At 69.8% G+C, this 24,527-nt stretch carries 21 protein-coding genes; 9 read left to right on the top strand and 12 right to left on the bottom strand.

Annotated elements, in window-relative coordinates; translation table 11 throughout:
- Window positions 1-636, bottom strand: a complete 636-nt coding sequence (locus DELCS14_RS04415; RefSeq protein WP_013800629.1) for a DUF2760 domain-containing protein — start codon at window positions 634-636, stop codon at window positions 1-3.
- 196 nt (window positions 637-832) lie between these two features.
- Between DELCS14_RS04415 and DELCS14_RS30955 the strand changes: the two genes are divergently transcribed.
- The 3 genes from DELCS14_RS30955 (at window position 833) to DELCS14_RS04405 (ending at window position 2,818) form a co-directional block, all read left to right on the top strand.
- Window positions 833-982: a hypothetical protein gene (locus tag DELCS14_RS30955; protein ID WP_013800628.1), complete on the top strand. Its 150-nt coding sequence runs from the start codon at window positions 833-835 to the stop codon at window positions 980-982.
- Between the two features lie 155 nt (window positions 983-1,137).
- Complete coding sequence (locus DELCS14_RS04410) at window positions 1,138-2,013, top strand: hypothetical protein (protein WP_013800627.1); 876 nt, start codon at window positions 1,138-1,140, stop codon at window positions 2,011-2,013.
- 100 nt (window positions 2,014-2,113) lie between these two features.
- Window positions 2,114-2,818 carry a riboflavin synthase gene (locus DELCS14_RS04405; protein ID WP_013800626.1) on the top strand — a complete coding sequence of 235 codons (705 nt, stop codon included), beginning with the start codon at window positions 2,114-2,116 and terminating at the stop codon, window positions 2,816-2,818.
- Window positions 2,819-2,831: 13 nt separating this feature from the next.
- Here the strand turns inward: DELCS14_RS04405 and DELCS14_RS04400 are convergent, their stop codons facing one another.
- Window positions 2,832-5,351: a heavy metal translocating P-type ATPase gene (locus DELCS14_RS04400; RefSeq protein ID WP_013800625.1), complete on the bottom strand. Its 2,520-nt coding sequence runs from the start codon at window positions 5,349-5,351 to the stop codon at window positions 2,832-2,834.
- Between the two features lie 148 nt (window positions 5,352-5,499).
- On the opposite strand from DELCS14_RS04400, the gene DELCS14_RS04395 reads away from it, so the two are divergent.
- Window positions 5,500-7,410, top strand: coding sequence for a 5'-nucleotidase C-terminal domain-containing protein (locus tag DELCS14_RS04395; RefSeq protein ID WP_013800624.1), 1,911 nt, complete (start codon window positions 5,500-5,502; stop codon window positions 7,408-7,410).
- Between the two features lie 740 nt (window positions 7,411-8,150).
- On the opposite strand, the gene DELCS14_RS04390 is transcribed toward DELCS14_RS04395, so the two are convergent.
- The 6 genes from DELCS14_RS04390 to DELCS14_RS04365 are packed head-to-tail and all read right to left on the bottom strand — an operon-like array spanning window position 8,151 to window position 14,715.
- Window positions 8,151-9,878 (bottom strand): biotin carboxylase N-terminal domain-containing protein, encoded by a 1,728-nt coding sequence (locus tag DELCS14_RS04390; protein ID WP_013800623.1) that lies wholly within the window; start codon window positions 9,876-9,878, stop codon window positions 8,151-8,153.
- 49 nt (window positions 9,879-9,927) lie between these two features.
- Complete coding sequence (locus tag DELCS14_RS04385; RefSeq protein WP_013800622.1) at window positions 9,928-11,523, bottom strand: urea amidolyase family protein; 1,596 nt, start codon at window positions 11,521-11,523, stop codon at window positions 9,928-9,930.
- Window positions 11,524-11,532: 9 nt separating this feature from the next.
- Window positions 11,533-12,291, bottom strand: a complete 759-nt coding sequence (locus DELCS14_RS04380; protein ID WP_013800621.1) for a 5-oxoprolinase subunit PxpA — start codon at window positions 12,289-12,291, stop codon at window positions 11,533-11,535.
- A gap of 34 nt (window positions 12,292-12,325) precedes the next feature.
- A complete protein-coding gene (gene pcp, locus DELCS14_RS04375) occupies window positions 12,326-12,994 on the bottom strand; it encodes a pyroglutamyl-peptidase I (protein ID WP_013800620.1) in 669 nt (222 codons plus the stop codon).
- A gap of 16 nt (window positions 12,995-13,010) precedes the next feature.
- Window positions 13,011-13,964 (bottom strand): DUF979 domain-containing protein, encoded by a 954-nt coding sequence (locus DELCS14_RS04370; protein ID WP_012207527.1) that lies wholly within the window; start codon window positions 13,962-13,964, stop codon window positions 13,011-13,013.
- 1 nt (window position 13,965) lies between these two features.
- Window positions 13,966-14,715, bottom strand: coding sequence for a DUF969 domain-containing protein (locus tag DELCS14_RS04365; RefSeq protein ID WP_012207528.1), 750 nt, complete (start codon window positions 14,713-14,715; stop codon window positions 13,966-13,968).
- Window positions 14,716-15,118: 403 nt separating this feature from the next.
- Here DELCS14_RS04365 and DELCS14_RS04360 point away from each other — a divergent pair, with 403 nt between their 5' ends.
- From DELCS14_RS04360 to DELCS14_RS04345, 4 genes are all read left to right on the top strand, one after another.
- The gene (locus DELCS14_RS04360) at window positions 15,119-16,285 is read left to right on the top strand and encodes an ABC transporter substrate-binding protein (RefSeq protein ID WP_013800619.1); all 1,167 of its coding nucleotides are present in this window, start codon (window positions 15,119-15,121) and stop codon (window positions 16,283-16,285) included.
- 82 nt (window positions 16,286-16,367) lie between these two features.
- Window positions 16,368-17,405 (top strand): tripartite tricarboxylate transporter substrate binding protein, encoded by a 1,038-nt coding sequence (locus DELCS14_RS04355; protein ID WP_013800618.1) that lies wholly within the window; start codon window positions 16,368-16,370, stop codon window positions 17,403-17,405.
- Complete coding sequence (locus DELCS14_RS04350) at window positions 17,406-18,461, top strand: GntG family PLP-dependent aldolase (protein ID WP_013800617.1); 1,056 nt, start codon at window positions 17,406-17,408, stop codon at window positions 18,459-18,461. It begins immediately after the preceding gene.
- Between the two features lie 71 nt (window positions 18,462-18,532).
- On the top strand, window positions 18,533-19,207 hold the full coding sequence (locus DELCS14_RS04345) for a GntR family transcriptional regulator (RefSeq protein ID WP_012207532.1): 675 nt from the start codon (window positions 18,533-18,535) through the stop codon (window positions 19,205-19,207).
- A gap of 165 nt (window positions 19,208-19,372) precedes the next feature.
- On the opposite strand, the gene DELCS14_RS04340 is transcribed toward DELCS14_RS04345, so the two are convergent.
- From DELCS14_RS04340 to DELCS14_RS04330, 3 genes are all read right to left on the bottom strand, one after another.
- On the bottom strand, window positions 19,373-19,816 hold the full coding sequence (locus DELCS14_RS04340; RefSeq protein WP_227468487.1) for a DoxX family protein: 444 nt from the start codon (window positions 19,814-19,816) through the stop codon (window positions 19,373-19,375).
- Window positions 19,803-20,162, bottom strand: a complete 360-nt coding sequence (locus DELCS14_RS04335) for a DUF4148 domain-containing protein (protein WP_013800615.1) — start codon at window positions 20,160-20,162, stop codon at window positions 19,803-19,805. The genes DELCS14_RS04340 and DELCS14_RS04335 overlap by 14 nt, the downstream gene beginning before the upstream one ends.
- Before the next feature lie 150 nt (window positions 20,163-20,312).
- Window positions 20,313-21,974 (bottom strand): adenylate/guanylate cyclase domain-containing protein, encoded by a 1,662-nt coding sequence (locus DELCS14_RS04330; RefSeq protein ID WP_013800614.1) that lies wholly within the window; start codon window positions 21,972-21,974, stop codon window positions 20,313-20,315.
- Between the two features lie 126 nt (window positions 21,975-22,100).
- On the opposite strand from DELCS14_RS04330, the gene DELCS14_RS04325 reads away from it, so the two are divergent.
- Complete coding sequence (locus DELCS14_RS04325) at window positions 22,101-22,808, top strand: Crp/Fnr family transcriptional regulator (protein ID WP_013800613.1); 708 nt, start codon at window positions 22,101-22,103, stop codon at window positions 22,806-22,808.
- On the opposite strand, the gene DELCS14_RS04320 is transcribed toward DELCS14_RS04325, so the two are convergent.
- A complete protein-coding gene (locus DELCS14_RS04320; RefSeq protein WP_228676851.1) occupies window positions 22,805-24,418 on the bottom strand; it encodes an ABC-F family ATP-binding cassette domain-containing protein in 1,614 nt (537 codons plus the stop codon). The two genes, DELCS14_RS04325 and DELCS14_RS04320, sit on opposite strands and share 4 nt — an antisense overlap.
- Window positions 24,419-24,527: the final 109 nt, after the last annotated feature.

Raw genomic sequence — 24,527 nt, 5'->3', positions numbered from 1 at the left:
TCACAGCTCCACCTCGGCCTGGGCCACGATGGCGGCGGCCTTGTGATCGGTGAGCTGGGGCAGGCGGACATCGTCCACGCGCCAGCCGCGGTGGCCCAGCGTGCCCGTGAAGGGTGCCTGGCCGACCACGTTGCCCGTCAGGCGCACAGCGGCGGCGTCAAAGCCTGCGGCCAGCGTGACGCGGCTGCCTTCGGCCTCCGCACGCACGGGGGCGATACTGAAATGCTCGCGCAGCACCTTGCGGCAGCCCTCGTGCACCACGCGCGCTGCGGCGCCGATCTCGGCATCGGCGTAGCCAGCCACGTCTTCCTGCACGAAGTCCACGAAGCGCGCCTCGCGCTGCAGCAGGCCCAGCAACTGCAGGGCGGCGGTGCCAGCGGGTGCGGCCGGCTCCACGATGGTCTTTTCGACGATCTTCTCGACCGGCACCTCGACACGGACCTCGACGATCCGGTCCACGGGCACCTCCACGCGCACCTCCTTGGGTGCGGGCGGCGGCACGTCGGCGGCCAGCGGCTCGCCGTCGCGCAGGCGGGACACGTCGGCGGCCAGGGGACCGTTGCCGAGGATGGCGAAGAAACTGCCGATCGCGATGGCGATGCGGCTCAGGAACGAGGGGGGAGTCTTGGAATTCATGGGCTTCTCTTGGCGAGAGGACCCTGCCGGGCCGATCGCCGCGCAGCAGGGCAACCGGGCGCCGATGGTCCTCCACCGGGCGCCCGCAGGGTCCGTGATGTTACCCAAAGCAACGAAGCCCCGTCCTGTACACGGCCCCATGCCCCCGTGCGCAAATGGCCTCGCGGCATAATCGCGGCTGCTCCTGCCCCTGTCCATGGCCCATACACGCCTTTTCCGCCACGCCCCGACCCGCTGCACCGCCTTGCGCGCGCAGCGGCCGCAGCGCGTGCACGGCGTGCCCACGGCCTTCATCAGCCTGTGCGGCTTCACGGCCCTGCTTTCCGCCGCCGTGCGGAAAGCCTGAGGTCCACCCCCAGCTTCCCGCACGGCCCCCGCAGCGAATCCCGCATGCGAAGCGCATGCCAGGAGCTGCCGGCCCACGCCCCGCATCTCCCTGGCCTGCACGCCTTTTCGGCCGCGCCGCCGCATGGCGCAGCCGCCTTGACCCCGGAGCCGATGATGGACATGGAACTCTCCCAAAACTTTCTGCGTGCCAAAAGCCCCTGCGCGGCGGGCTTTCGCTGGTTCGTGCGCAACCGCCATGACGGCAACGACTACCAGCGCGTGCTCGACGCCCTGGTGGGCGATGGCCGCGTCGAGGATGCGCGCTGGCTCATGAACCAATTCGGCCCCACCGACGCCGTGCTGGAGGTCGATCACCTGGAGGCCGATGCCCTGGTGTTCGCGGGCAGCGTCGTCGTGCATGGCGAGCTGCGCGTGCCCGGCCTGCTGGCCGTGGGCCGCACACTGCAGGCCGGCGCCGGCATCCACGCCGGCCGCATCGAGGCCGGCCAGGACCTGCACAGCGGCGGCGCCATCTTCTGCAGCGGCCCGTTGCAGGCCGGCGGCCTGGTCAAGGCCGCATGGAGCGTGGACGTGCACGAGGAACTGCGCGCCGAGGACGTGCGCGCCGGCTGGGAGCTGCGCTGCGGCGCCGACCTGCGCCTGGCCGGCGGCGCCCAGGCCGGCCAGGACATCGAGGTGCAGGGCGCCATCCGCTGCGGCAAGGGCCTGCGCGCGGGCGGCAGCATCCGCGCCAGCGGCCTGATCGAGCTGGGCCACGGCCTGTACGCTGGCGCCGACGTGGAAGGCGGCAGCCACATCGAGGTGGACTGGGGCATGCGCGCGCTGGGCGACATCCGTGCGGCCTGCAGCATCCGCGCGGGCGAGACCCTGCACGCCGAAGGCGAGATCGCGGCCGGCCCCGGCTACGGCATCTATGCGGGCATGAACGTGCAGCAGGATGCCTGGCCGTCCTGTGCCTGGGTGCATGCGGCGCAGCGCCCGCCGGCACTGCTCAGCGGATGGTGGGAGGAAGCCGCAGCACCGGCCTGATGCCCGCAGGGACACGCCGGCCTGCGCCCCCGCAGCGCAGCGCCGCGATGCAAAATACCCGCTTCGCCGCCGCCCGGGCGGCTCCAAGGAATCCCACATCGTGTTCACCGGCATCATCCAGGCCGTGGCAAGCATTGCCGCGCTGCGCGACCAGAACGGCCTGCGCACCTTCACCCTCGACTTTCCCGAAGGCTTCTGCCAGGACCTGGCCATCGGCGCCAGCGTCTCCACCGACGGCGTGTGCCTGACGGTGACGGAGATCCTCTCGCCCACGCGCGCCACGTTCGATGTGATGCTGCAAAGCCTGAACATCACCACGCTGGGCGGCTATGCCGTGGGCGGGCGCGTCAATGTGGAACGCGCGGCAAAGGACGGCGCCGAGATCGGCGGCCATCCGCTGTCGGGCCATGTGGACTTCACCTCGCCCGTGCTGGAAGTGGCCTCCAGCGACACCAACCACCGCATCCGCTTCGGCATTCCCGAGGGCTTTCGCCACTACGTGTTCGCCAAGGGCTACATCGCCATCAATGGCGCCAGCCTCACGGTGTCCGAGGTGGACCGCCAGGCCGGCTGGTTCGAGGTCTGGCTGATCCCCGAGACGCGCCGCATGACCGTGTTCGAGTCCAAGGGCGTGGGCGACCTGCTCAATGTGGAGATCGACCGCAGCACCCAGGTCGTGGTGGACACGGTGCGCGAGACCGTGCAGCAAAGCCTGGGCCGCCTGCAGCCCGTGCTCGAGGCCCTGCTGAAAGAAAAGGGCCTGAGCCTGGACGACTTCATCGAAGTCCCCAAGCTGCCCGGCTGACTGCCTTCGTCGTTCAACGCCCCGCCGCCAGCGGCGGACTGAAACGCCGCAGGCGCAGCGCGTTGCTGAGCACGAAGACGCTGGACAGCGCCATGGCCCCGGCCGCGAACACGGGCGACAGCAGCGTGCCGTTGACGGGGTACAGCAGGCCAGCGGCCACGGGGATCAGGGCCACGTTGTAGGCAAAGGCCCAGAACAGGTTCTGCCGGATATTGGCCATGGTGGCCTTGGACAGCGCAATCGCATTGGGTACGCCGCCCAGGTCGCCTGACATCAGCACCACGTCGGCCGCCTCGATGGCGATGTCCGTGCCCGTGCCGATGGCCAGGCCCACATCGGCCTCGGCCAGGGCCGGCGCGTCGTTGATGCCGTCGCCCACATAGGCCAGCGTGCCGTGTTCGGCCTTCAGGCGCTTGACGGCATCGACCTTGCCGCCGGGCAGCACCTCGGCCACCACCTCGTCGATGCCCAGCTGCCGCGCAATGGCCTCGGCCGTGCGGCGGTTGTCGCCGGTGATCATGGCCACCTTCAGGCCCAGGGCGTGCAGCGCGGCAATGGCGGCCGGCGTGCTGTCCTTGATGGGATCGGCCACGGCGATCATGGCGGCCAGACGGCCGTCCACCGCGGCATACAGCGGCGTCTTGCCTTCGTCGCCCAGGCGCGCGGCCTCGTCTGCCAGCGTGTCCACCTGCAGGCCCAATTCGCGCATGAAGCGGTCGGCACCGATCTCCACGCGCACGCCGTCCACCTGGGCGCGCACACCAAAGCCTGTCACCGATTCAAAGCGCTCAACAGCACCCAGCGGCAGATCCTCGGCCTTGGCAGCATCCACGATGGCGCGCGCAATCGGGTGCTCGGAGCGGTCTTCCACGGCCGCCACCAGCGCCAGCACGCGGCTGCGCTCGCCCTCGAAGCCCGGGGCCAGCACCAGGTCGGTCAGCTCGGGGCGGCCTCGCGTCAGCGTGCCGGTCTTGTCCACGGCCACCACGCGGGCGTCCTTGAGGGTCTGCAGGGCCTCGCCCTTGCGCAGCAGCACGCCCATCTGCGCGGCCCGGCCCGTGCCCACCATGATGGAAGTGGGCGTGGCCAGGCCCATGGCGCAGGGGCAGGCGATGATGAGCACGGCCACGGCATTGACCAGTGCAAAGCTCAGTGCGGGCGACGGCCCCCAGGCCAGCCAGGCGCCGAAGGTCAGCAGGGCCACGGCCATCACCGCCGGCACGAACCACATGGTGACCTGGTCCACCAGCGCCTGTATGGGCAGCTTGGAGCCCTGGGCCTGCTCGACCATGCGGATGATCTGCGCCAGCAGCGTGTCCGCGCCCACCTTGGTGGCGCGAAAGGCCAGAGCGCCGTTCTGGTTCACCGTGCCGCCGACCAGTTCGGCACCCGGGGTTTTCTCGACCGGCACGGGCTCGCCGCTGATCATGGATTCATCGACGAAGCTGCTGCCCTCGATGACCTCGCCATCGACGGGAATGCGCTCGCCGGGCCGCACCTCGATGGTGTCGCCCGCACGCACGGCGGCAATGTCCACCTCCTGCACGGCGCCGTCCTTGCGCACGCGCGCCGTCTTGGCCTGCAGGCGCACCAGGCGGCGGATGGCCTCCGAGGTATTGCCCTTGGCGCGCGCCTCCATGAAGCGGCCAAGCAGAATCAGCGCCACGATCACGGCCGCCGCCTCGTAATACACATTCACCGTGCCGGCCGGCAGCCACTGCGGCACGAAGGTGGCCACCAGCGAATAGGCGAACGCCGCCGAGGTGCCCACGGCCACCAGCGAATTCATGTCGGGCGCGCCGCGCAGCAGCGCGGGAATGCCTTTCTGGAAGAAGCGCAGGCCCGGCCCGAACAGCACGATGGCCGACAGCAGGCACTGCAGATACCAACTGTTCTGCGTGCCGATGGCCTGCCCCACCCAGTGGTGGAAGGCCGGCACCATGTGGCCGCCCATCTCCAGCACGAACACCGGCAAAGCAAACACCGTGGCCACGACCAGCGAGCGCTTGAGCGAGGCCCGCTCGCGCGCCTGGCGCTGCTCCGTGCCGTCTTCGGCCGGCGACTGCGCTGCGCCGCCTTCACTGGCCGGGTTCGCGCTGGCGCCCAGCGGACGCGCTTCGTACCCGGCCTTGTGCACAGCTGCCACAAGGGCCGCCACATCTGCACTGCCAGCCAGCGTCACCACTGCACGTTCGGTGGCCAGGTTCACGCTGGCCGATTGCACGCCCTCCACCTTTTTCAGCGCCCGCTCCACGCGGCCCACGCAGGAGGCGCAGGTCATGCCCTCCACCTCCAGTTCCACGCTGGACTGGGGCACTTCGTAGCCGGCCTTCTCGATGGCTGCAATGGCAGCGGGCAGATCGGCCGCGCCCTCGAAGCGGATGCTGGCCTTTTCGGTGGCCAGGTTGACCACGGCCTCCTGCACGCCGGGCAGCTTCTTGAGCGCGCGTTCCACACGCCCCACGCAGGAGGCGCAGGTCATGCCCTGAACGGGCAGGTCTATGGCCATGCCGGCCTTGGTCGATGCATTCATTGCCTGACTCCTTTGTTCTCGCATGCAGGCACTTTAGAGATTGCCACCATGTCAAGGTCAAGCCCCCTGCAAGGCGATTTCATCGCCGTGTCATCAGCCTTGCCCAGCATCGGCGGCCGTGACAAACCGATACAGAGAGAACCCGTTCATGTCCTTGACCTCCCATCGCCCCGCCCTGCGCCCGCTGGCCGTGGCCCTGGCTGCCTCCGCCCTGATCGCCGGTTGCGGCGGCTCCGGCAACGACACGCCCGCAGGCCAGCCGCTGGAGCTGCGCATTCTGCACATCAACGATCACCACTCCACGCTGGAGTCCAAGAGCAAGACCCTGCAGCTGGACGCCGGCACGGGCAAGGCCGAAGCCGTGGCCGTGGACGCCGCAGGCTTTGCGCGCGTGACCCAGGCCATCGAGGAGCTGGCCGCGCAGTCGCCCAACGTGCTCAAGCTGCACGCCGGCGACGCGCTCACCGGCACGCTGTACTTCAACCGTGCAGGCGCCGACGGCGAGGCCGATGCCGCCCTCATGAACACCGTCTGCTTTGACGCCTTCACGCTGGGCAACCACGAGTTCGACAAGGGCGACAGCGGCCTCAAGTCCTTCCTGGACCGCCTGCGCGCCGGCACATGCAAGACGCCCGTGCTCAGCGCCAACGTGCGCTTTGGCGCCAACTCGGCCCTGAACGCGGCCAAGGCGCCCGGCTATGTGAACCCCTCCACCGTGGTGGAGCGCGGCGGCCAGAAGATCGGCATCGTCGGCCTGACCATTGCGGGCAAGACCAAGGCATCGTCCAGCCCCGATGCCGACACCACCTTCGAGGACGAGGCCACGGCGGCCCAGCGCGAAATCGACGCGCTGCGCGCCAAGGGCATCAACAAGATCATCGTCATGAGCCACGTGGGCTATGAGTACGACCGCCAGATCGTGCCCAAGCTCAGCGGAGTGGACGTGGTCGTGGGCGGCGACTCGCACACCCTGCTCGGCCCCGACGTGCTCAACACCACGGGCGTGGGCACGCCCGGCGGCGCCTACCCCACGCGCCTGGCCGACAAGGACGGCAGCCCCGTCTGCGTGGTCCAGGCCTGGGAGTACGCCCAGGTCGTCGGCGACCTCAAGGTCCAGTTCGACGCCAACGGCCGCGTCACCCAGTGCACGGGCACGCCCCATGTGCTGATCGGCGACAGCTTCACCATCGCCGGCAAGGCAGCCACCGATGCGCAAAAGACCGCTCTCAAGGCCAGCGCCGCCGCCACCGGCGTGCTGCGCGTGACCACGCCCTCGGCCAAGGCCACGGCCGCGCTGCAGCCGTTCAAGGACAAGGTCGCCCAGTTCAACCTCAAGCAGGTCGCCACCGTGCCCCAGGAACTGTGCTCGCGCCGCGTGCCCGGCGGCGTCGGCACCATGAACTACAGCCAGTCCAGCGCAGCCTGCAATGCCGAAGGCAGCGTCAGCGTGCGCGGCGGCGACATCCAGCAGCTCGTGGCCCAGGCCTACCTGGAAGAAGCCAACCGCCACTACGGCGGCGCCGACATCACCCTGCAAAGCGGCGGCGGCGTGCGCATCCCGCTGCTGGGCCAGACCACGGCCGCCCAGGTCATCCAGGTCCTGCCCTTCGGCAACAAGCTGTTCCGCCTGGACATCACCGGCACGGAAGTCAAGGGCATGCTCGAAGACGGCCTGCAGGCCGTGTATGGCCCCAGCGGCACGACCGGCCCCTACCCCTACACGGGCGGCCTGCGCTTTGACGTGAATGCGGCAGCGGCGGCCGGCCAGCGCGTATCGGGCATCGAGGTGTATGACAACGCGAGCAAGACGTGGAAGCCGCTGGATACGGCGCGCACGTACAAGCTGTTCGTGCTGAGCTTCAATGCCACGGGTGGCGACGGCTACAAGACGCTGGCGGCCGTGCCTGATGCGCGCCGTCTGGACATTGGCGTGCTCGATTCCGATGTGTTCTTCAACTACATCGAGAGGCAGCCGGTGGATGCGGTGTCTGGTCTGCCGCTGCTGTCGCGGCTGCCGATGGATCTGTACAGCACGCGTAGTTTTCAGGGTGGGCGCTGATTAGTTCACGCTCTTTTTTGAGACCCTGCCGGGGGGTTGTTTTTCGAGGCCGGGTCTCGGCCCGGCGGCCGACCTACCTTCTTTTGCTTCGCCAAAAGAACGTAGGCCAAGAAAAGGCGACCCGGATGTCCGCGACCCCTTCGCTTCGCTGCGGGGCAACCTGCGTCGTGGCGGTTGCGGGGTTCGCTGCGGAACTCGCTTTGCGCTTCGCGCGCCGCTCAGACAACCGCAGCGAGTCAGATCACGAAGCAGTCCTGTCCTTCGGCAGGACTGCAACCCCGCAACCACCACGCCGCAGGCGCTGACATACGGGGAGGTGGTGCGGGCCTTCGCTTCGCTCGGCCCCATTGAAAAAAACAGCCGAGCGCAGCGATGGCGCGTCGGCTGTTTTGCATTTTTGGCTGTTGGCTGTTCCCCAGCCTCCCCCCTTCTGCCCACGCCTGCGTTGGGCGGGATGCGGGGTGGCAGCCCTGCCGAAGGACAGGGCTGCTTCGTTGTCTAGCTTGCCGCAGTTGTTTGAACGGATTGCGCCGCAGGCGCAAGGAGTGAGTTCTGCGGCACACCCCGCATCCCGCCCAACGCAGGTCGCCCGCAGCGAAGCGAAGGGTCGTGGGCAGTGCGGGGCGCGCTTCTTTGCCTACTTTCTTATCGCGCGATAAGAAAGTAGGTCGGCCGCCGGGCCGAAACCCGGCTCCTGCCGCCAGAGGCACAACAAAATCAAAAAACAGATCAACCAGAAATCACCCAATCCGAGCAATCACAGCCCCCAACACCTGCGCCTTCCCCGCCTCAGCCACCAAAGCCACCACCCCACTGCGATGCGCAGTCACCTGCATCTCCATTTTCATGGCCTCCATGACGGCAATCACATCGCCTTCCTGGACGGTGTCGCCATCGGCCACCTTCCACGCATGCAGATTGCCTGCAATGGGTGAGGTGACGGCAGCGGGGTCAACTGCAGATTCGGCAGCCGGCGCGGCAGCCACACCGCCGCCAGCAGATGCCAGCCCCTGCAGCAGCACCGCAGGCAGGCCCAGCGACACCCGGCGCCCGTCGATCTCGACCGCGCAGCGCACCAGGCTGGCGTCGGGCAGCGGCTCGGCGCGCACGGCGGCGGCCAGGGGTTCGGCGAAGTCCGATTCGATCCAGCGCGTGTGGACCTTGAAGCCGTCGTTGCCCACGAAGTCGGCATGGCCGATGACGGCGCGGTGGAAGGGCAGGACGGAGGACAGGCCTTCGATGCGGAACTCGGCCAGCGCGCGGCGTGCTCGGGCCAGGGCCTGTTCGCGCGTGGCGCCGCTGACGATGAGCTTGGCCATCAGCGAGTCGAAGCTGCCGGGCACGACCGAGCCGGTCTGCACGCCCGTGTCCAGGCGCACGCCGGGGCCCGAGGGCGGGTCGAACCGCACCACGGGGCCGGGCGTGGGCAGGAAGCCCCGGCCCACGTCTTCGGCGTTGATGCGAAATTCGATGGAGTGGCCCAGCGGCGCCGGGGTTTCGGTGATGGACAGGGGCAGGCCGTCGGCCACGCGCAACTGCTCGATCACCAGGTCCACGCCCGTGGTCTGCTCGGTCACGGGGTGCTCGACCTGCAGGCGCGTGTTGACTTCGAGGAAGGAGATGGCGCCCGTCTGGCTCAACAGGAATTCCACCGTGCCCGCGCTGACGTAGCCGGCCGCCGCGCAGATGTCGCGTGCGGAGCTGTGGATGCGGGCGCGCTGCTCGTCGCTGAGGAAGGGCGCCGGGGCCTCTTCCACCAGCTTCTGGTTGCGCCGCTGCAGCGAGCAGTCGCGCGTGCCCAGCACGACCACGTTGCCATGGGTGTCGGCCAGCACCTGGGCCTCGATATGGCGCGGGCGGTCCAGGAATTGCTCGACGAAGCATTCGCCGCGGCCGAAGGCGGTGACGGCCTCGCGCACGGCCGAGTGAAAGAGCTCCTCCACCTCGTCCATGCGCCACGCGATCTTCATGCCGCGCCCGCCGCCGCCGAAGGCGGCCTTGATGATGATGGGCAGGCCGTGCTGCTGGGCAAAGGCCAGCACTTCGCCGGCATCCTTGACGGGGTCCGGCGTGCCGGCCACCAGGGGAGCGCCCACCTGCAGGGCGATCTTGCGCGCCTCGACCTTGTCGCCCAGCTTGGCGATGGTCTCGGGCGTGGGGCCGATCCAGCGCAGGCCCGCATCCAGCACGGCGCGCGCAAAGGCTTCGCTTTCGGACAGGAAGCCGTAGCCGGGGTGCACGGCGTCGGCGCCGCTCTTGTGCGCGATCGCGATGAGCTTGGCAATGTTCAGGTAGGTGTCGGCCGGGCGCTCGCCGTCCAGGCCATAGGCCTCGTCGGCCATGCGCACGTGCAGGGCGTCGATGTCGGCATCGGCGTAGACGGCCACGGATTTCACGCCGTAGTCGGCGCAGGCGCGGGCGATGCGGACGGCAATCTCGCCACGGTTGGCAATCAGGACTTTTTTCATGATCAGCTTCTTTCAGTTGCGGGCAGGCGCCACCGGGCGCCCCCCGCGTTCAGTTCTTGGAGCCTTGCGCGCCGGGGGTGTATTCCTCGAAGGCGCGGATGGGGTTGAAGCGGATCCAGGCGCCCACGGGAATCTGGCCGGCCAGATCGAGGTGGTGCGGCGCCACGCAGCCGATGACGGGATAGCCGCCCGTCAGCGGATGGTCGGCCAGGAACAGCACGGGCTGGCCGCTGGGGGGCACCTGGATGGCGCCCAGCGGCGTGCCTTCGCTGGGCAGCTCGCCGGCCACGGCGCGCTCCAGGGGCTGCTCGCCCGCCACGCGCAGGCCCACGCGGTTGGACTGCGGCGTGACCTGCCAGCGCTGCGCGGCCAGCAGGGCCACGGCCTCGGGCGTGAACCAGTCGGTGCGCGGGCCCAGCTCCACGTCCAGCACCACGTCCTGCCCGGTGGTGGGCAGGGATTCGGGCGGCAGCTCGGGTGCGGCCACGGCCTTGCGGTCCGCAGGCCGAACGGGCAGGACCTGGCCCACGGCCAGGGCGGCAGGGCCGACATTCGCCAGGGTGTCGGTGCAGGCGCTGCCCAGCACGGGCGTGACGGCAAAGCCGCCGCGCACGGCCACATAGCAGCGCGCGCCGGCCACGGGCTGGCCCACGGTCAACTGGTCGCCATCGGCCAGGGCCACGGCCTGGTAGCGCGGCACGCTCCAGCGCTGGCCGGACCCCGTGGTCACGGTCAGGGGCGCATCGGCGCCCGTGATGGCGACCACGGTCTCGCCCTGGCTTTGCAGCGACAGGCCACCGCCCACGGTCTCCAGCACGGCCAGGTCGCTGGCATTGCCGACCAGGCGGTTGGCAGCCTTGAAGGCTGCCTGGTCCATGGCGCCCGAGGCCGAGACGCCCTGCCCGGCCTGGCCCAGGCGGCCCCGGTCCTGGAACAGCGTCATCAGGCCCGTGGCCTTGACGCGCAGCGCGTTGCCTTCATGCGGCGCGGCCTGCGCCACGGCAGGCGCGGGCGCCTCATCCACCTGGGCCATGCCGGCCGCATCGACAAAGCGCACGCGGTAGCCGGGCTGCAGCAGCGCGGGCAGCTCGCGCGCCAGGTCCCACATGCGGGCCGAGGTGCGGCCTATCAGTTGCCAGCCGCCCGGGCTGGCCTGGGGATAGACGGCGCTGAACGTGCCGCCCAGCGCCACCGAGCCGGCCGGCACGCGCGTGCGCGGCGTGGTGCGGCGCGGCACGTTGAAGATCGGATCGCCCCCGCTGAGGTAGGCAAAGCCGGGCGCGAAGCCCGTGAAGGCCACGGCGTACTCGCTGCCCGTGTGGCGGCGCACGACTTCCTCGGGCGTGATGCCCAGCAGCTGCGCCACGTCGGCCAGGTCCTCGCCGTCGTAGTGCACGGGAATCTCGACCAGCACATTGCTGCGCTCGGCACGCTGGCCCAGGTCGCGCGCGGCAATGCGGCGCACCAGCTCGGCCACGCCCAGCCTGGCGGGAGCGAACTGCACGAGCACGGTTCGCGCGGCCGGCACCAGCTCCTGCACGCCATCGATGGGCTCGCGCTGCAGCGAGCCCAGCAGGGCCAGGGTTTCATCCAGATCGGCCAGCTCCACCATCAGGGCCTGCCGGTTGACGGGTAGAAAACGCATGGTGTGCCCTCAGCCCACGAAGGAGGAAATGCGCACGCCCTCCTGCTCGAAACGTTCGCGCAGGTGGCGTGCAATGGCCACGGCACCGGGGCTGTCGCCGTGCACGCAGATGGAGTCGGCGGCAATGCGCACCAGGCTGCCATCGACGGCCTCGACCACGCCGTCGCGCACCAGGGACAGCATGCGCGCGGCGATCTGGTCCACATCGTGCAGCACGGCGCCCGGATCGCGGCGCGAGACCAGGGTGCCCTCGGGCGTGTAGCCGCGGTCGGCAAAGGCCTCGGCCACCACGGTCAGGCCCGCATCGCGCGCCCAGTCGATCAGGGGCGAGCCGGCCAGCGCCACCAGCACCAGGCTGGGGTCGATGGCGCGCATGGCCGTGATCACGTCCGCGGCCTGGCGCCTGTCGTGGGCGATGGTGTTGTAGAGCGCGCCGTGCGGCTTGACGTAGCGCACCTCGGTGCCGGCCACGCGGGCCAGGCCCTGCAGCGCACCGATCTGGTAGATGACGCCGGCCACCAGGTCGGCGCTGGCCACATCCATGTTGCGCCGGCCGAAGCCGACGAGGTCGGGATAGGACACATGGGCGCCCACCATGGCGCCGCGCTCGCGGGCGGCCTTGAGCGTCTCCAGGATGCCTGCCGGGTCGCCGGCATGGAATCCGCAGGCCACGTTGGCGCTGCTGACGATGTCGAGCATGGCGGCGTCGTCGCCCATGCGCCATCCGCCCAGGCTCTCGCCAAGATCACTGTTCAGGTCAATTTTCATCGTTCTCTCCTCGCCGGACTCGGTGCACAGGCTCTCAGTGCAGCTGGCCGGCGTTTTCCTTCAGATCCTGGGTCACGGTCAGGGCCGTGCGAATGGTCTCGCGCACGGCAGCCACCTGGTCGGCCAGGCACATGCTGGGCATGCCCGGCTTGCGCGCTGCCTGCTCGGGCAGGGCCGGCACGTGGATGAAGCCGCCACGCGCGCCCGGCGCCGCCTTGCCCTGGGCCAGCCAGTGCATGAGCGCGAAAAACACGTGGTTGCAGACAAAGGTGCCCGCCGTGTTGGACACGGAAGACGGAATGCCGCGCGCACGCAGGTTGTGCACCACGGCCTTGATGGGCAGCGTGGAAAAGTACGCGGCGGGCGCGCCCGGGATCACTACCTGGTCCACGGGCTGGCGCGCCGCATGGTCGGGAATGCGGGCGTCGTCGATATTGATGGCCACGCGCTCGGGCGTGAACTCGCTGCGGCCGCCGGCCAGGCCCAGGCTGATGACCAGTACCGGCTGCAGTTGCGCCAGTGCCTCCTGCAGCTGGCGCAGCGACTCGCCGAACACGCAGCGCAGCTGCAGGCCGTGGACGGTGGCGCCGGCCACGGTCTCGCCATGCAGGGCACGCGCCACTTCCCACGAGGGATTGACAGGGTCCTGCTCGAACGGCTCGAAGCCGGTCACCAGGATGCGCGGGGAAGTGGAATCGGTCATGGCAACAGTCCGTCCTTTAACGGAACATCAGGAAATACAGCAGGAAGACATTGGCGGTCAGCAGGGCCAGGGCCGTGGGCACCTGGGCGCGGATCACGGCATTCTTGTCGATCTCCAGCAGCGCGGCGGGCACCAGGTTGAAGTTGGCCGCCATGGGCGTCAGCAGGGTGCCGCAGTAGCCCGAGAGCATGCCGATGGCCGCCATCACGGCCGGGTCGCCATGGTAGACGCCGACCAGGATGGGCACGCCCACGCCGCCCGTCATCACCGGGAAGGCCGCGAAGCCATTGCCCATCACCACCGTGAACAGCGCCATGCCCAGCACGTAGACGGCCACGGCCACGAAGCGGATGTCCATGTTGATATAGGTGGTGGTCACATAGGCCACGGCCTTGCCCACGCCGGCGTCCGAGAACACCAGGCCCAGCATGCCCAGCATCTGGGGCAGGACCAGGGCCCAGCCCAGCGCATCGGTCAGGCGGCGCGATTCGCGCATGCCCTGGGCCGGCGTCTCGCGGGTCAGCCAGCAGGCCAGGCCCAGCGCCAGCACGCAGCCCACGCCCAGGCTCACCAGCGTGGTGGCCTTGGGGTCCAGCAGGGGCGTGCCGCCGAAGACCAGGTGCGAGGCGCTGAGCGTGCCGATCATGGTGATCAGCGGGATCGCCAGGGCCGGCACGAACAGCTTGTTGCCCAGGCGCTTGGCGCTGGCCAGGTATTCGGCATCGCTGCGCGGCGCATGGCGGCCACTGCCTACGCCGCCGAAGCCGGCGATCAGGGCCATGGCCACGGCGATCACGCCCACGATCACGGGCGACAGTTCATTGCCCACCAGGAAGACGGCTGCATACAGCGCCCAGAACAGGCCGCTGGACCAGCGCTTGGGGTTGCTGGCATCGCGCAGCGTCATCACGGCCGTGACGGCCAGGACGAAGCCGACCAGGTAGTACAGGTGTTGGATGGTCAGCGTCATTTCAGGCTCCCTTGGCTTGGGTGGCGTTGGCGTTGGCTGCGTCGGCTTCGACACCGGCCTTGTACTGGGCCAGTTCGCGCTCCAGCATGCGGTCCAGGCGGCGCAGGCGCCAGGCATGGATCACGAAGGCGCAGATGGCCGTGGGAATGCCCCACAGCGCGACGTGGATGGGCTCGACCTCGATGCCGGCTTCCTTCAGGAAGGTGGTCATCAGCACGATGGCGCCGAAGGCCACGAAGATGTCCTCGCCGAAGAACAGGCCCACGTTGTCCGTGGCGGCCGAGTAGGCACGCAGCTTGTCGCGCACCTTGGCGGGCAAGATGCCGAAGCGCGACTGGGTCGCACCTTCGGCCATGGGCGCCAGCAGCGGGCGCACCATCTGCGGATGCCCGCCCAGGCTGGTCAGGCCCACGGCGGCCGTCAGCTGGCGTGCGGCCAGGTAGACGATGAGCAGGCGGCCTGCGGTGGCCGACTTGATGGAGCTGATCCAGTTCTGCGCGTGCTGGCGCAGGCCATGGCGCTCCAGCAGGCCGATCACGGCCAGCGGCAGCAGGATGATCAGCGGCAGGTTGCGCGTCTTGATGAAGCCCGTGCCAATGGTGGCCAGCACCTTGTCGACGGGGAAGCCCGCCGCCAGTGCCGTGCCGATGGCCGTGACGATCACGACCAGCATGGGATTGAAGCGCAGCACGAAGCCCGCAACGATGATGGCCACTCCGATAAGCGGCCAGAGATTGACGTCAGTCAGCATGTTGATTCCCCCTTCACACCCCGCGGTGCGGTGCGGCCGTCAAGCCGCCCCGCAGGCCCAACCCGGTGGCGTGGAGTGCGCTGCCAACCTGGTTTTGTTCAACAAAACAAAGAATTTGTCTTACAGAAACGAATTGTGAATAAGACAATCAGCGCATGCTGATAGTACAAACCCGCATATCGTTGCCCAAGGATTGAGCATGCACGGGGTTTTCAAATGACAAAAACTATCGGATATTGAACATCCATAGAAGGCATGAACACAACAATGCCCCTGCCCCGGTATCGCCTGTGACGAGGCCGCCTCCTACAATGGGCCGCCCTCCCGGCCTGCGGCGCACGCGTGGCAGTCGGCGTGAATGGCACCTTCCTGCTCCCATCCCTTTTGTCCGAGCTCTGAATCCATGCAACGCCGTCAACTTGTTTCCCTGCTTCCCCGTGCTGCAGCCATCGCAGCGGTTCCCGCGCTGGCGCCGGCCTTCGTGCGCAATGCCTTCGCCGATGAGGCGGGCCTGTCCGCCAAGACCATCACCATCGGCTGCTCGGCCGCCATGAGCGGCCCGCTGGCCGGTTTCGGCTCCGACATCAAGCTGGGCACGGAAGCGGCCATGGCGCAGATCAACGCACGTGGCGGCATCCAGGGCCGCACGCTGCAGCTGCAGATGGTTGACGACGGCTACGTGCCCCAGCGCTCGGCCGACAACGTGCGGCAGATGCTCTCCAAGGGCACGGCCTTTGCCCTGCTGTCCTGCGTGGGCACGCCCAACAACGCCGCCGTCATCCCGCTGATCGAAGAAGCCGGCGTTCCCTATGTGGCGCCCTTCACGGGTGCCTCATCGCTGCGCAAGGGATCGCGCAACGTCTTCCATGTGCGCGCCAGCTACACCACCGAGGTCCGCCGCCTGGTCCAGCGCCTTGCGGGCATGGGGCTCAAGGGCATTGGCATCGTCTACCTGGACAACGCCTACGGCCGCGAAATGCTGGAGGACGCCACGCGCGCCCTGGAGGCCGAGAAGATGGCCCCCGCCGTGCAGGCGGCCATCGCCACCGATGGCAAGAATCTGGCCGATGTGTTGAACAAAGTGGACGCGGCCCACCCCTCGGCCGTGCTGCTGGCCACGGCTGGCACGGTGTCGGTCGATCTGGTGCGCGGCCTGCGCAAGAGCGCGCCCGGCGTGCTGCTCACCGGCCTGAGCGTGACCCTGCCCAACGACAGCCTCAAGCCGCTGGGCGAGGACGCCCGGGGCATTGCCCTGACCATGGTCGTTCCCGCGCCGCACCAGGCCAAGCTGCAGGTGGTGCGCGACTACCAGGCCGCCATGCGCGCCCACGGGCAGCAGGAGTTCTCGCTGGGCACGCTGGAAGCCTATGTGAACACACGCGTGCTGGCCGAGGGCCTGGAACGCGCAGGCCGCGACCCCAGCCTGGCCAAGCTGCGCTCGGCGCTGGCCGGCATCCGCAACTGGGACATGGGCGGCTTCGTCATCGACTACAGCGGCCAGACGCCCCATGTCGGCTCCAGCTTCATCGACCTGGGCGTGCTGGGCAATGCGGGGCGCTTCATCGGTTGATGAAGGCGGGTGGCTTGCGGGCCAGGCCGCTGGCGGATCGGCCCATCGTTTCTTCCTGTCGCTGCACCAAGGAGCCTTCGCCATGCCTGCCGAACGTCACCCACTTCCGCACCCCGCCTTGCACGCTGCCTTGCACCCTGCTGCACATCCCGCTTCGCACCGGGGCCTGCAGCGCCGCCTGCTCATCCTGGCAGCGGCTGCCCTGCCCGGTCTTGCCCTGGCGCAGAAATGGCCTGCGCAGCCCGTGCGCATCGTCGTGCCCTACACGGCCGGAGGCGGCTCGGACAACATCGCCCGCGCGCTGGGCACGGAGCTGTCGCGCGAACTGGGCCAGCCCGTGGTCGTGGACAACAAGCCCGGCGCCTCGGCCATGCTGGGCGCCGAGCTGGTGGCACGCGCCGCGCCCGACGGCTACACGCTGCTCCTGGCCGACATGCCGCACACCATCACGCCCAGTCTCTACAAGACACCGTACGACGCGCTCAAGGACTTCACGCCCGTGGCCCTGATCGGCTCCTCGCCGCTGGTGCTGGCCGTCAACCCCAAGCTCAAGGCGCAAAGCGTGAAGGAATACATCGCGATGGCCAGGGCACGGCCCGGCCAGATCAACTTCGCCTCGGGCGGCACGGGCACGGCCACGCATCTGGCAGGCGAGCTGTTCAAGCAGCAGACGGACACGTTCATCACCCACATTCCCTACAAGGGCTCGGGCCAGGCCGTCGCCGACGTGGTGGCCGGCCATACCGAGAGCATGTTCTCCTCGGCCCCCACCGTGATCCCCCATATCAAAAGCGGCGCGCTGCGCGCCCTGGCCACCACCGGTGCCCAGCGCTCGCCGGCCCTGCCCCAGGTGCCCACGATGGCCGAAAGCGGCGTGCGCGGCCTCACCGTGCTGCACTGGTTCGGCCTGCTGGCGCCTGCCCGGTTGCCTCCTGGCATACAGACCGCGCTGCACGATGCCGTGGCCCGCGCCATGGCCACGCCCGCGCTCCAGGCCAAGCTGCAGTCCCTGGGGCTGGAACTGACGCCCCGCACTCCGGCGGAGTTCGGTGCCCAGATGGAGACCGACGCCGCACGCTGGGGCCGCGTCATCAAGGAACGCAACATCAAGGCGGACTGAATGCCCTCCCTGCACCATCACCATGACGCCGTTGACCTGCGCAGCGACACCGTCACGCGCCCCACGCCGCAGATGCTCGAAGCCATGGCCTGCGCCCCGCTGGGCGACGACGGCCTGGACGGCGACCCGACGGTGCGTGCGCTGGAAGAGACGGCCGCCCAGCGCTTTGGCAAGGCCGCAGGCCTGTTCGTGGCCAGCGGCACCATGGGCAACCTCGTGGCCGTGCTCGCCCATGGCCGCATGCCCGGCGAGGTGCTGGCCGAGGCCGGCAGCCATCTGCTGAACGCCGAGCGCGCAGCCGCAGGCCTGACCGGCATGCACTACCGCAGCCTGCCCGGCGACGGCGGCCTGATCGCCCTGCCCGCGCTGGAGGCGGCGCTGGACACCTCGGCATCCGCGCGCTGCCCCAGCGCCCTCGTGGCCGTGGAGAACACCCACAACGCACGGGGCGGCAGCGTGGCGGCGCCCGAGTCGCTGGCGGCCCTGCATGCCCTGGCCGCCCGCCATGGCGTGCCCGTGCACACCGATGGCGCTCGCCTGTTCAATGCCGCCGTGGCACTGGGCCTGTCCTGCCGCGAGATCGCCGCGCACACGGACTCGGTCACCGTCTGCCTGTCCAAGGGCCTGTCGGCTCCGGTGGGCTCGGTGCTCATGGGCCCGGCCGACTTCATCACGCGGGCGCGCGGCATACGGCGCATGCTGGGCGGCACCATGCGCCAGGCCGGCGTGATCGCGGCGGCGGGCCTGGTGGCGCTGGAGCACATGGTCGATCGCCTGGCCGAGGACCACGCACGCGCCCGCCGCCTGCACCAGGGCCTGCGCGCCATCCACCCGGCATGGTGCGCGGCCGAACTGCCGCAGACCAACATCGTGCAGGTGCGCGTAGGCACCAGCGCGGCCGATGCGCGCCTTTGGGAGGCACGCCTTGCCGAAGCCGGCGTGCTGGTGCGCACGGGCAGCGCGGGCCTGCTGCGCCTGGTCACGCACCGCCACATTGACGACGAGGCCGTGGACAGCACCCTGCAGGCCTTCACGCGGCTGCACCACGACAACTGAGCACCACGCGAGGCCGGCAGGAGTGCCGGCCCTGGCTACACTGCCCATCGACCCTTGCATCCCCCATCACCATGACCCGCAGCACCGATATCCTCAACCTGACCGACCGCGTGACCGAGCAGCTGCGCAGCAAGCTCATCGATGGTGCCTGGGAGCCCGGGCAAAAGCTGTCGGAGGCCTCACTCAGCGAAAGCCTGCAGATCTCGCGCAACACGCTGCGCGAGGCCTTCCGGCTGCTGACCAAGGAGGGGCTGCTGGTGCACGAGCCCAACAAGGGCGTGTCGGTGGCGGCGCCCAGCATTGCCTCCATCATCGACATCTACCGCGTGCGCCGCATGGTGGAGTGCCAGGCGCTGGCCCAGGCCTATCCCATGCACCCGGCTCGCAGCCTGATGCGCGAAGCCGTGGAGGCGGCACAGCGCCACCGCGAGGCCCAGGACTGGTCGGGCGTGGGCACGGCCAACATGAGTTTCCACAAGGCCGTGGTGCAACTGGCCGACAGCGAGCGCCTGGACACCATGTTCGAGCACCTGCTGGCCGAGCTGCGGCTGGCCTTCGGCCTGCTGCGCGACCCGCACTTCCTGCATGCCCCCTATGTGGACATGAATGCGCGCATCCTGCAGCAGTTCGAGGACGGCAAGCCGGCCGAGGCCGCTGCCGCGCTCAATGACTACCTGGTGCATTCGGAGCGGCTGATCCTGGCCGCCTACGCCCGCCGCCTGGCCGAGAAGGGCATCAAGGTGTGAAACAGGCGGCACCCCCTGAGCGGCTGACGCCGCTTCCCCCTCTCTACTCGCTTCGCGAGGGAGGGGGACGACACCCTCGGGTCGGGGCGGCCCTACCTCGGTGTCCCCGGCTTTGGGCAGCGCCGGTTTCATTGGCAGTGTTCAGTGCACAACACTGGCTCGCATTCAACGCCGTGCGTCCAGGCTCCAGCGCGCCACGGGCGCCAGCATCAGTTGCACGAATCCGCCGGCGATCGCCAGGTTCTTCAGGAACTGCACCAGTTGGCCCTTGTCGCCGAACTGGTTGTGGAACATCAGCGCCGACATGACGCTGAACACGGCCATCACGGCCGCGGCCTCGCGGGTGCGCCAGCCCAGCAGCAGGGCCGTGGCCACGCCCAGCTCCACCACCAGCGCCATGGCATACGACAGCATGGGCAGCGGCAGGCCCGCCTTGGCGATATAGGCCATGGTGCCCTCCGGCCCCATCAGCTTGCCGATGCCGCTGTAGATGAACAGCAGGCTCAGCAGCACCCGGGCCAGCAGCGGTGCGAAGTCGGCCCAGGGCGATGCTGCGGCGTGGGCAGCGCGATGCGTGGCGGCGCGCGTCATCGCATCAGCCCGGGACACGGCCGGAACCCTGGCCTTCGGCGGCCTTCACCGAGCCGCCCAGGCGCTGCACTTCGGCCAGGTACTCGGGGCCGCTGCGCATGCGCTGGTACTGGGCCAGGCGCTGCTGGTAGTCGGCATCCCAGTGGTTCACGTCGGACTCGCGGTAGACGTTGAGGCCGGCGCGGTTCCACAGGGCCAGGTCGGCCTGAACCTCGGCGCGCGACAGCGCGGGGCCGGAGGCGACGGGCTCGGCGCCGAACCAGGTTTCTGCAGATACCGTGTTGGCCGGTGCGGCCGAGGCCATGCCCGACCACAAGGCGGAGGAAAGGGAAACGATGGCGAAGAGGGTCTTTGCGTGCTTCATGGCGAATCCTTTGTCAAATCCTGCAGCGCGTGATTGCGTTCTGCATGGCTGCAGTCTCGTCTTCGCCCGCCTGCGCGTCAGTGCCTAAACGCACAGCTTTGCGCAAACTCTCCGGTTCCCGCGCTCACCGTCCACGCCCACCATCCACGCTCAGGGCCACTGCAGGCCGGGCCGCGCCACATGCAGGGCCTGCAGGGGCTCGGAGCGCCCGCGCACCTGCACCTGCCGGACTTCGCCCAGGCCATCGGCCACGCCCGCGCGGCGCGCCACCTCCAGCGACAGCACCAGCCGGGCCTGGGCGCTCTTGGTGTATTCCTGCAGGCGGCTGGCCGTGTTGACCACCTCGCCCACTGCCGTGAAGGTGGTGGTGTGCTCGAAGCCCACGCGCCCCACGGCGGCGCGCCCCGCATGCAGGCCCATGCCGAAATCCACCGGCTGGCCGAACTGCGCCTCGAAGGTGTGGCTCCATTCCTGCATGCGACGGTCGATGAGGGCGCTGGCCTGCACGGCCTGGCGGCAGGCCGTGTCCAGGTCGGTATCCAGCCCGAAGATGGCCATCACGCTGTCGCCGATGAACTGGTTGGCCATGCCGCCGCTGTCGTGCACAGCCTGGCCCACGCGCTCGAAATACTGGTCCAGCACCCAGGACAGGTCCACGGGCCATTGCCGCTCGGCCAGGCCCGACCAGCGGCGCAGGTCCACGAAAAGGATGGCCACCGCGCGCACTTCGCGGACCTCGCGCTGCTCGTCGCCCCGCCCGGCCTGGGCGGCTGCCGGCGAGCGGAACAGCGGCGCCACCTGCACATCGCCCGTGGGCCGCAGCTGGCAGGCCAGCCGCACGTCCTGCGGCGCGCCCACGCGCTCCAGCGTGAGGCGCTCGTCCCGCCCCGGCGCGGGCAGGTGGGCCGCCGGGCCGGACACGCGCACCCGGCAGGTGGAGCAGCGCGCCCTGCCGCCGCACAGCGACAAATGGGCAATGCCGTGCTCACGGCTGGCTTCGAGCACGCTCATGCCCTGGGCCACCTGCACGGTGCGGCCCGGATAGTGCAGCAGCACCTGGCGGGCGCCGCGCAGGCGCATGCGTCGCCACAGCCACGGGCCGGCCAGCAGCGCGGCCAGGCAGGCCAGCCAGCCCTGGCGCAGCCCGGTCGTCAGCGCGCGCAGCCACTGCGATGCCTCGGGCGAGGGGCCGGCCGGCGCTGGCAGGCCGGCCGCCGCGATCTCGCGCGCCATGGAGACGATGCCCAGCGCCGCCAGCACGGGCAGCAGCACGGCGGCCGTGAGCAGCAGCGGCTGCCACCGCCGCCACCAGCCGCGCGCACGCAGGGCCATGTGCAGGCCCATGCAGCCATGGGTCCAGGCAGCCGTCATCAGCAGCAGCTGGATGGCCATGCTGGACGGATTCCAGGAAGAACGCACGATGCGCGCATACGAGGGGTCCACGCCCCAGGCCTCCTGCGCCAGCCGCGTGGCCGGCACGTGCAGGGCCAGCAGCAGCGGCAGGCCCAGTCCCAGCAGCAGCCGCACGGCCTCCAGCGCCGGCATGCGCAGGCTGCGCCGCCGCGCCAGCGCCTGCAGCGCCAGCCCCATGTGCACGGCCAGCGCGCCGTAGAGCAGCAGGCTGCCGGGCAGGGATCGCCACACGCCGTGGACCCCCTCGCGCACGGCCTCGGCCGTGCCCAGCGAGACCAGGCCCAGGGCGTGATTGAACAGGTGCAGCGCCGCATAGGTCCACAGCACCAGGCCGGTGGACCAGTGGAGGCTGCGCAGGGACGGCAGAGCCGGCAAAGCCGGATGAGGGACACGGGCCATGGAAAGCGATGATGCGCCCGACGGCGGAAGAAGACAGGAGAAGACCGCAAGAACGGCAGCTTGAAGGAACTTAGGCCGGGCCTGGCCGATCCAGAATCTTTGTACCTTACGCCCGCTATTGGTTCCATGGCCCACCCCACCCAGCCCTCCAGTTTCGCCCTGCGCGGCATCGCCCTGTTCGAGGGCCTGGGCAGCGCCAGCCTGGACCGCATCGCCGCCGACTGCGAATGGCGCCCGCTGCAGGCCCGCCAGCCCGTGTTCAGCCGCTGCTCCACGGGCAGCGACGTGTTCTTCCTGGTCAGCGGGCGCGTGCGCATCACCACCTATTCGCCGGGCGGGCGCGAGGTCAGCTTCCGCGACTACGGGCCCGGCGAGCACTTCGGCGACCTGGCGGCCATTGACGGCCAGGCCCGCTCCACCGATGTGGTCACCCTGGAATCCTCGTTGCTGGCCAGCCTCTCGCGCCAGGACTTCCTGGCCCTGCTGGCGCGCGAGCCCGCCGTTGCCCTGCGCATGATGGAAGGCCTGGCCGGCCTGGTGCGCCGGCTGACCGACCGCGTCATGGAACTGAGCACCCTGGGCGTGCCCACGCGCCTGCACATGGAACTGCTGCGCCTGGCGCGGGAGGCGGGCGTCTCGCCCGAGCACACGGCCCTCATCAGCCCCGTGCCTTCGCACTCGGTGCTGGCCAGCAAGATCAGCACCAACCGCGAGCAGGTCACGCGCGAGCTGGGCGCCCTCACCCGGCGCGGCCTGCTGCGCAAGGAGGGGCGCCAGGCGCTGCTGGTGACCGATGTGCGCGCGCTGCAGGCGCTGATAGCGCAGGAAAGCTAGGCGGACTCCATTCGCCAGCCCTGCGGCGACCACACCAGGCGGTCGGTCAGCCCGATGGCCTGCAGAAAATCCTCGTCATGCGAGACCACGACCAGCGTGCCGGCGTAGCCGCGCAGCATGGCCTCCAGCGCCTGCAGGGAAGGCAGGTCCAGGTGGTTGCAGGGCTCGTCCAGCAGGAGCAGGGGCGCGGGCGGCTCGGCATGCAGCGCGCAGGCCAGGGCGGCCTTGAGCTGCTCGCCGCCGCTGAGCCGGCCCGCAGGCTGCTCCACCTGCCGGGCCGCCAGCCCGAGCCAGGCCAGGCGCGTGCGCAGCACATCCACGGGGGTGCCGGGGCAGGCGTCCTGCAACTGCTCCATCACCGTGCGCCCGGGCTGCAACAGGGACAGGCGCTGGTCCAGGTAGGCACAGGCCTGCATGCGGCGCACCTCGCCCGCCTGGGGCGCAAGGCGGCCCGACAGCACATCGAGCAGGCGCGTCTTGCCGCAGCCGTTGGGACCGGTCACGGCCAGGCGCTGGCCGCCGTACAGAGACAGGTTCAGGCGCGGCCCCGTGGACAACGAAAACGGCAGCAGCACATCGTCCAGCAGCGCCACCACGTCGCAGGGAGCACCGGCCGGTGGCGGCGCCTGCATGCGGATGCCGGCCTGCAGGTCGATCTGGCGCGCCGCCTCGCGCACGCGCTGGTCCAGCGCCTCGCGCGTGTCTGCATGCTGGCGGCGCAGGCGGCCGGCCGACGCCTCGCTGCGCTCCTTTTGCCGGTCCAGCAGAATGCGCGCCTGGTTGGCCTCCTGGCCCTGGCGGCGGCCGCGCGCCTCGCGGCGCTGCTGGCGCTCCTGCTGCTCGCGCAACTGCTGCGTTTCGCGGCGGCGCTCCAGCTTGCGCTGCTCCAGCAGTTGCACCGCCGAGGCCATCTCGCGCGCCTTGGCTTCGGCATAGAAGGCGTAGCCGCCGCCGTAGCTGCGAAGCCCCTGCGGTGACAGCTCCACGATGCGTTCCATGCCCTGCAGCAGACTGCGGTCATGGCTGACCACGACCAGGCCACCGGGCCAGCGCTGCAGTTGCGCGGCCAGGGCCTGGCGGCTTTCGCGGTCCAGGTGGTTGCTGGGCTCGTCCAGCACCAGATGGTCGGCGCCCGACAGCAGCGCGCCCGCCAGGGCCACGCGCATGGCCTCGCCGCCGCTGAGGGCGTGGCCCGGCGTATCGGCACGCAGATGGCCCAGGCCCGCCAGCTCCAGCTGGGCCTGCAGGCGCTGGCGCAGGTCCCAGCGGTCGGCCAGCCGCTCGAAGTCCCGGGCATCGCAGCTGCCGGCCTCGATGCGCGCCAGCGCCTCCAGCGCAGGCTGCAGCCCGGCCAGCGCCGCCACCGAAGGCTGGTCATGCCAGTCCGTGCGCTGGGCCAGGTACAGCACCTGCCCCGAGCGCAGGCAGCGGCCCTGCGAGGGCGCATCCAGCCCGGCCAGGATGCGCGCCAGCCGCGACTTGCCCACGCCGTTGCGTCCCACCAGGCCGGTGCGGCGGTGGTCGAGGGTTTCGGAAAGATCGGAGAAAAGGGGGCTGCCATCGGGCAGCACGCAGGAAACGCCGTCGAGCGTGATCGTGGTACTCGTCATATCGCAGTTCATGGATGCCAACGCAGTTCCTTGCCGCTTTGCATGCATTGCGCGTGCGGTGGGCAGGGTCGGGAAAAGCGGGCCGCTGGGACAGCGGCAGCATCAATGG

Source organism: Delftia sp. Cs1-4 (assembly GCF_000214395.1).
In the GTDB taxonomy this organism is placed as follows: Bacteria; Pseudomonadota; Gammaproteobacteria; order Burkholderiales; family Burkholderiaceae_C; genus Comamonas; species Comamonas acidovorans.
This window is presented reverse-complemented; position numbering and strand designations above follow the sequence as displayed.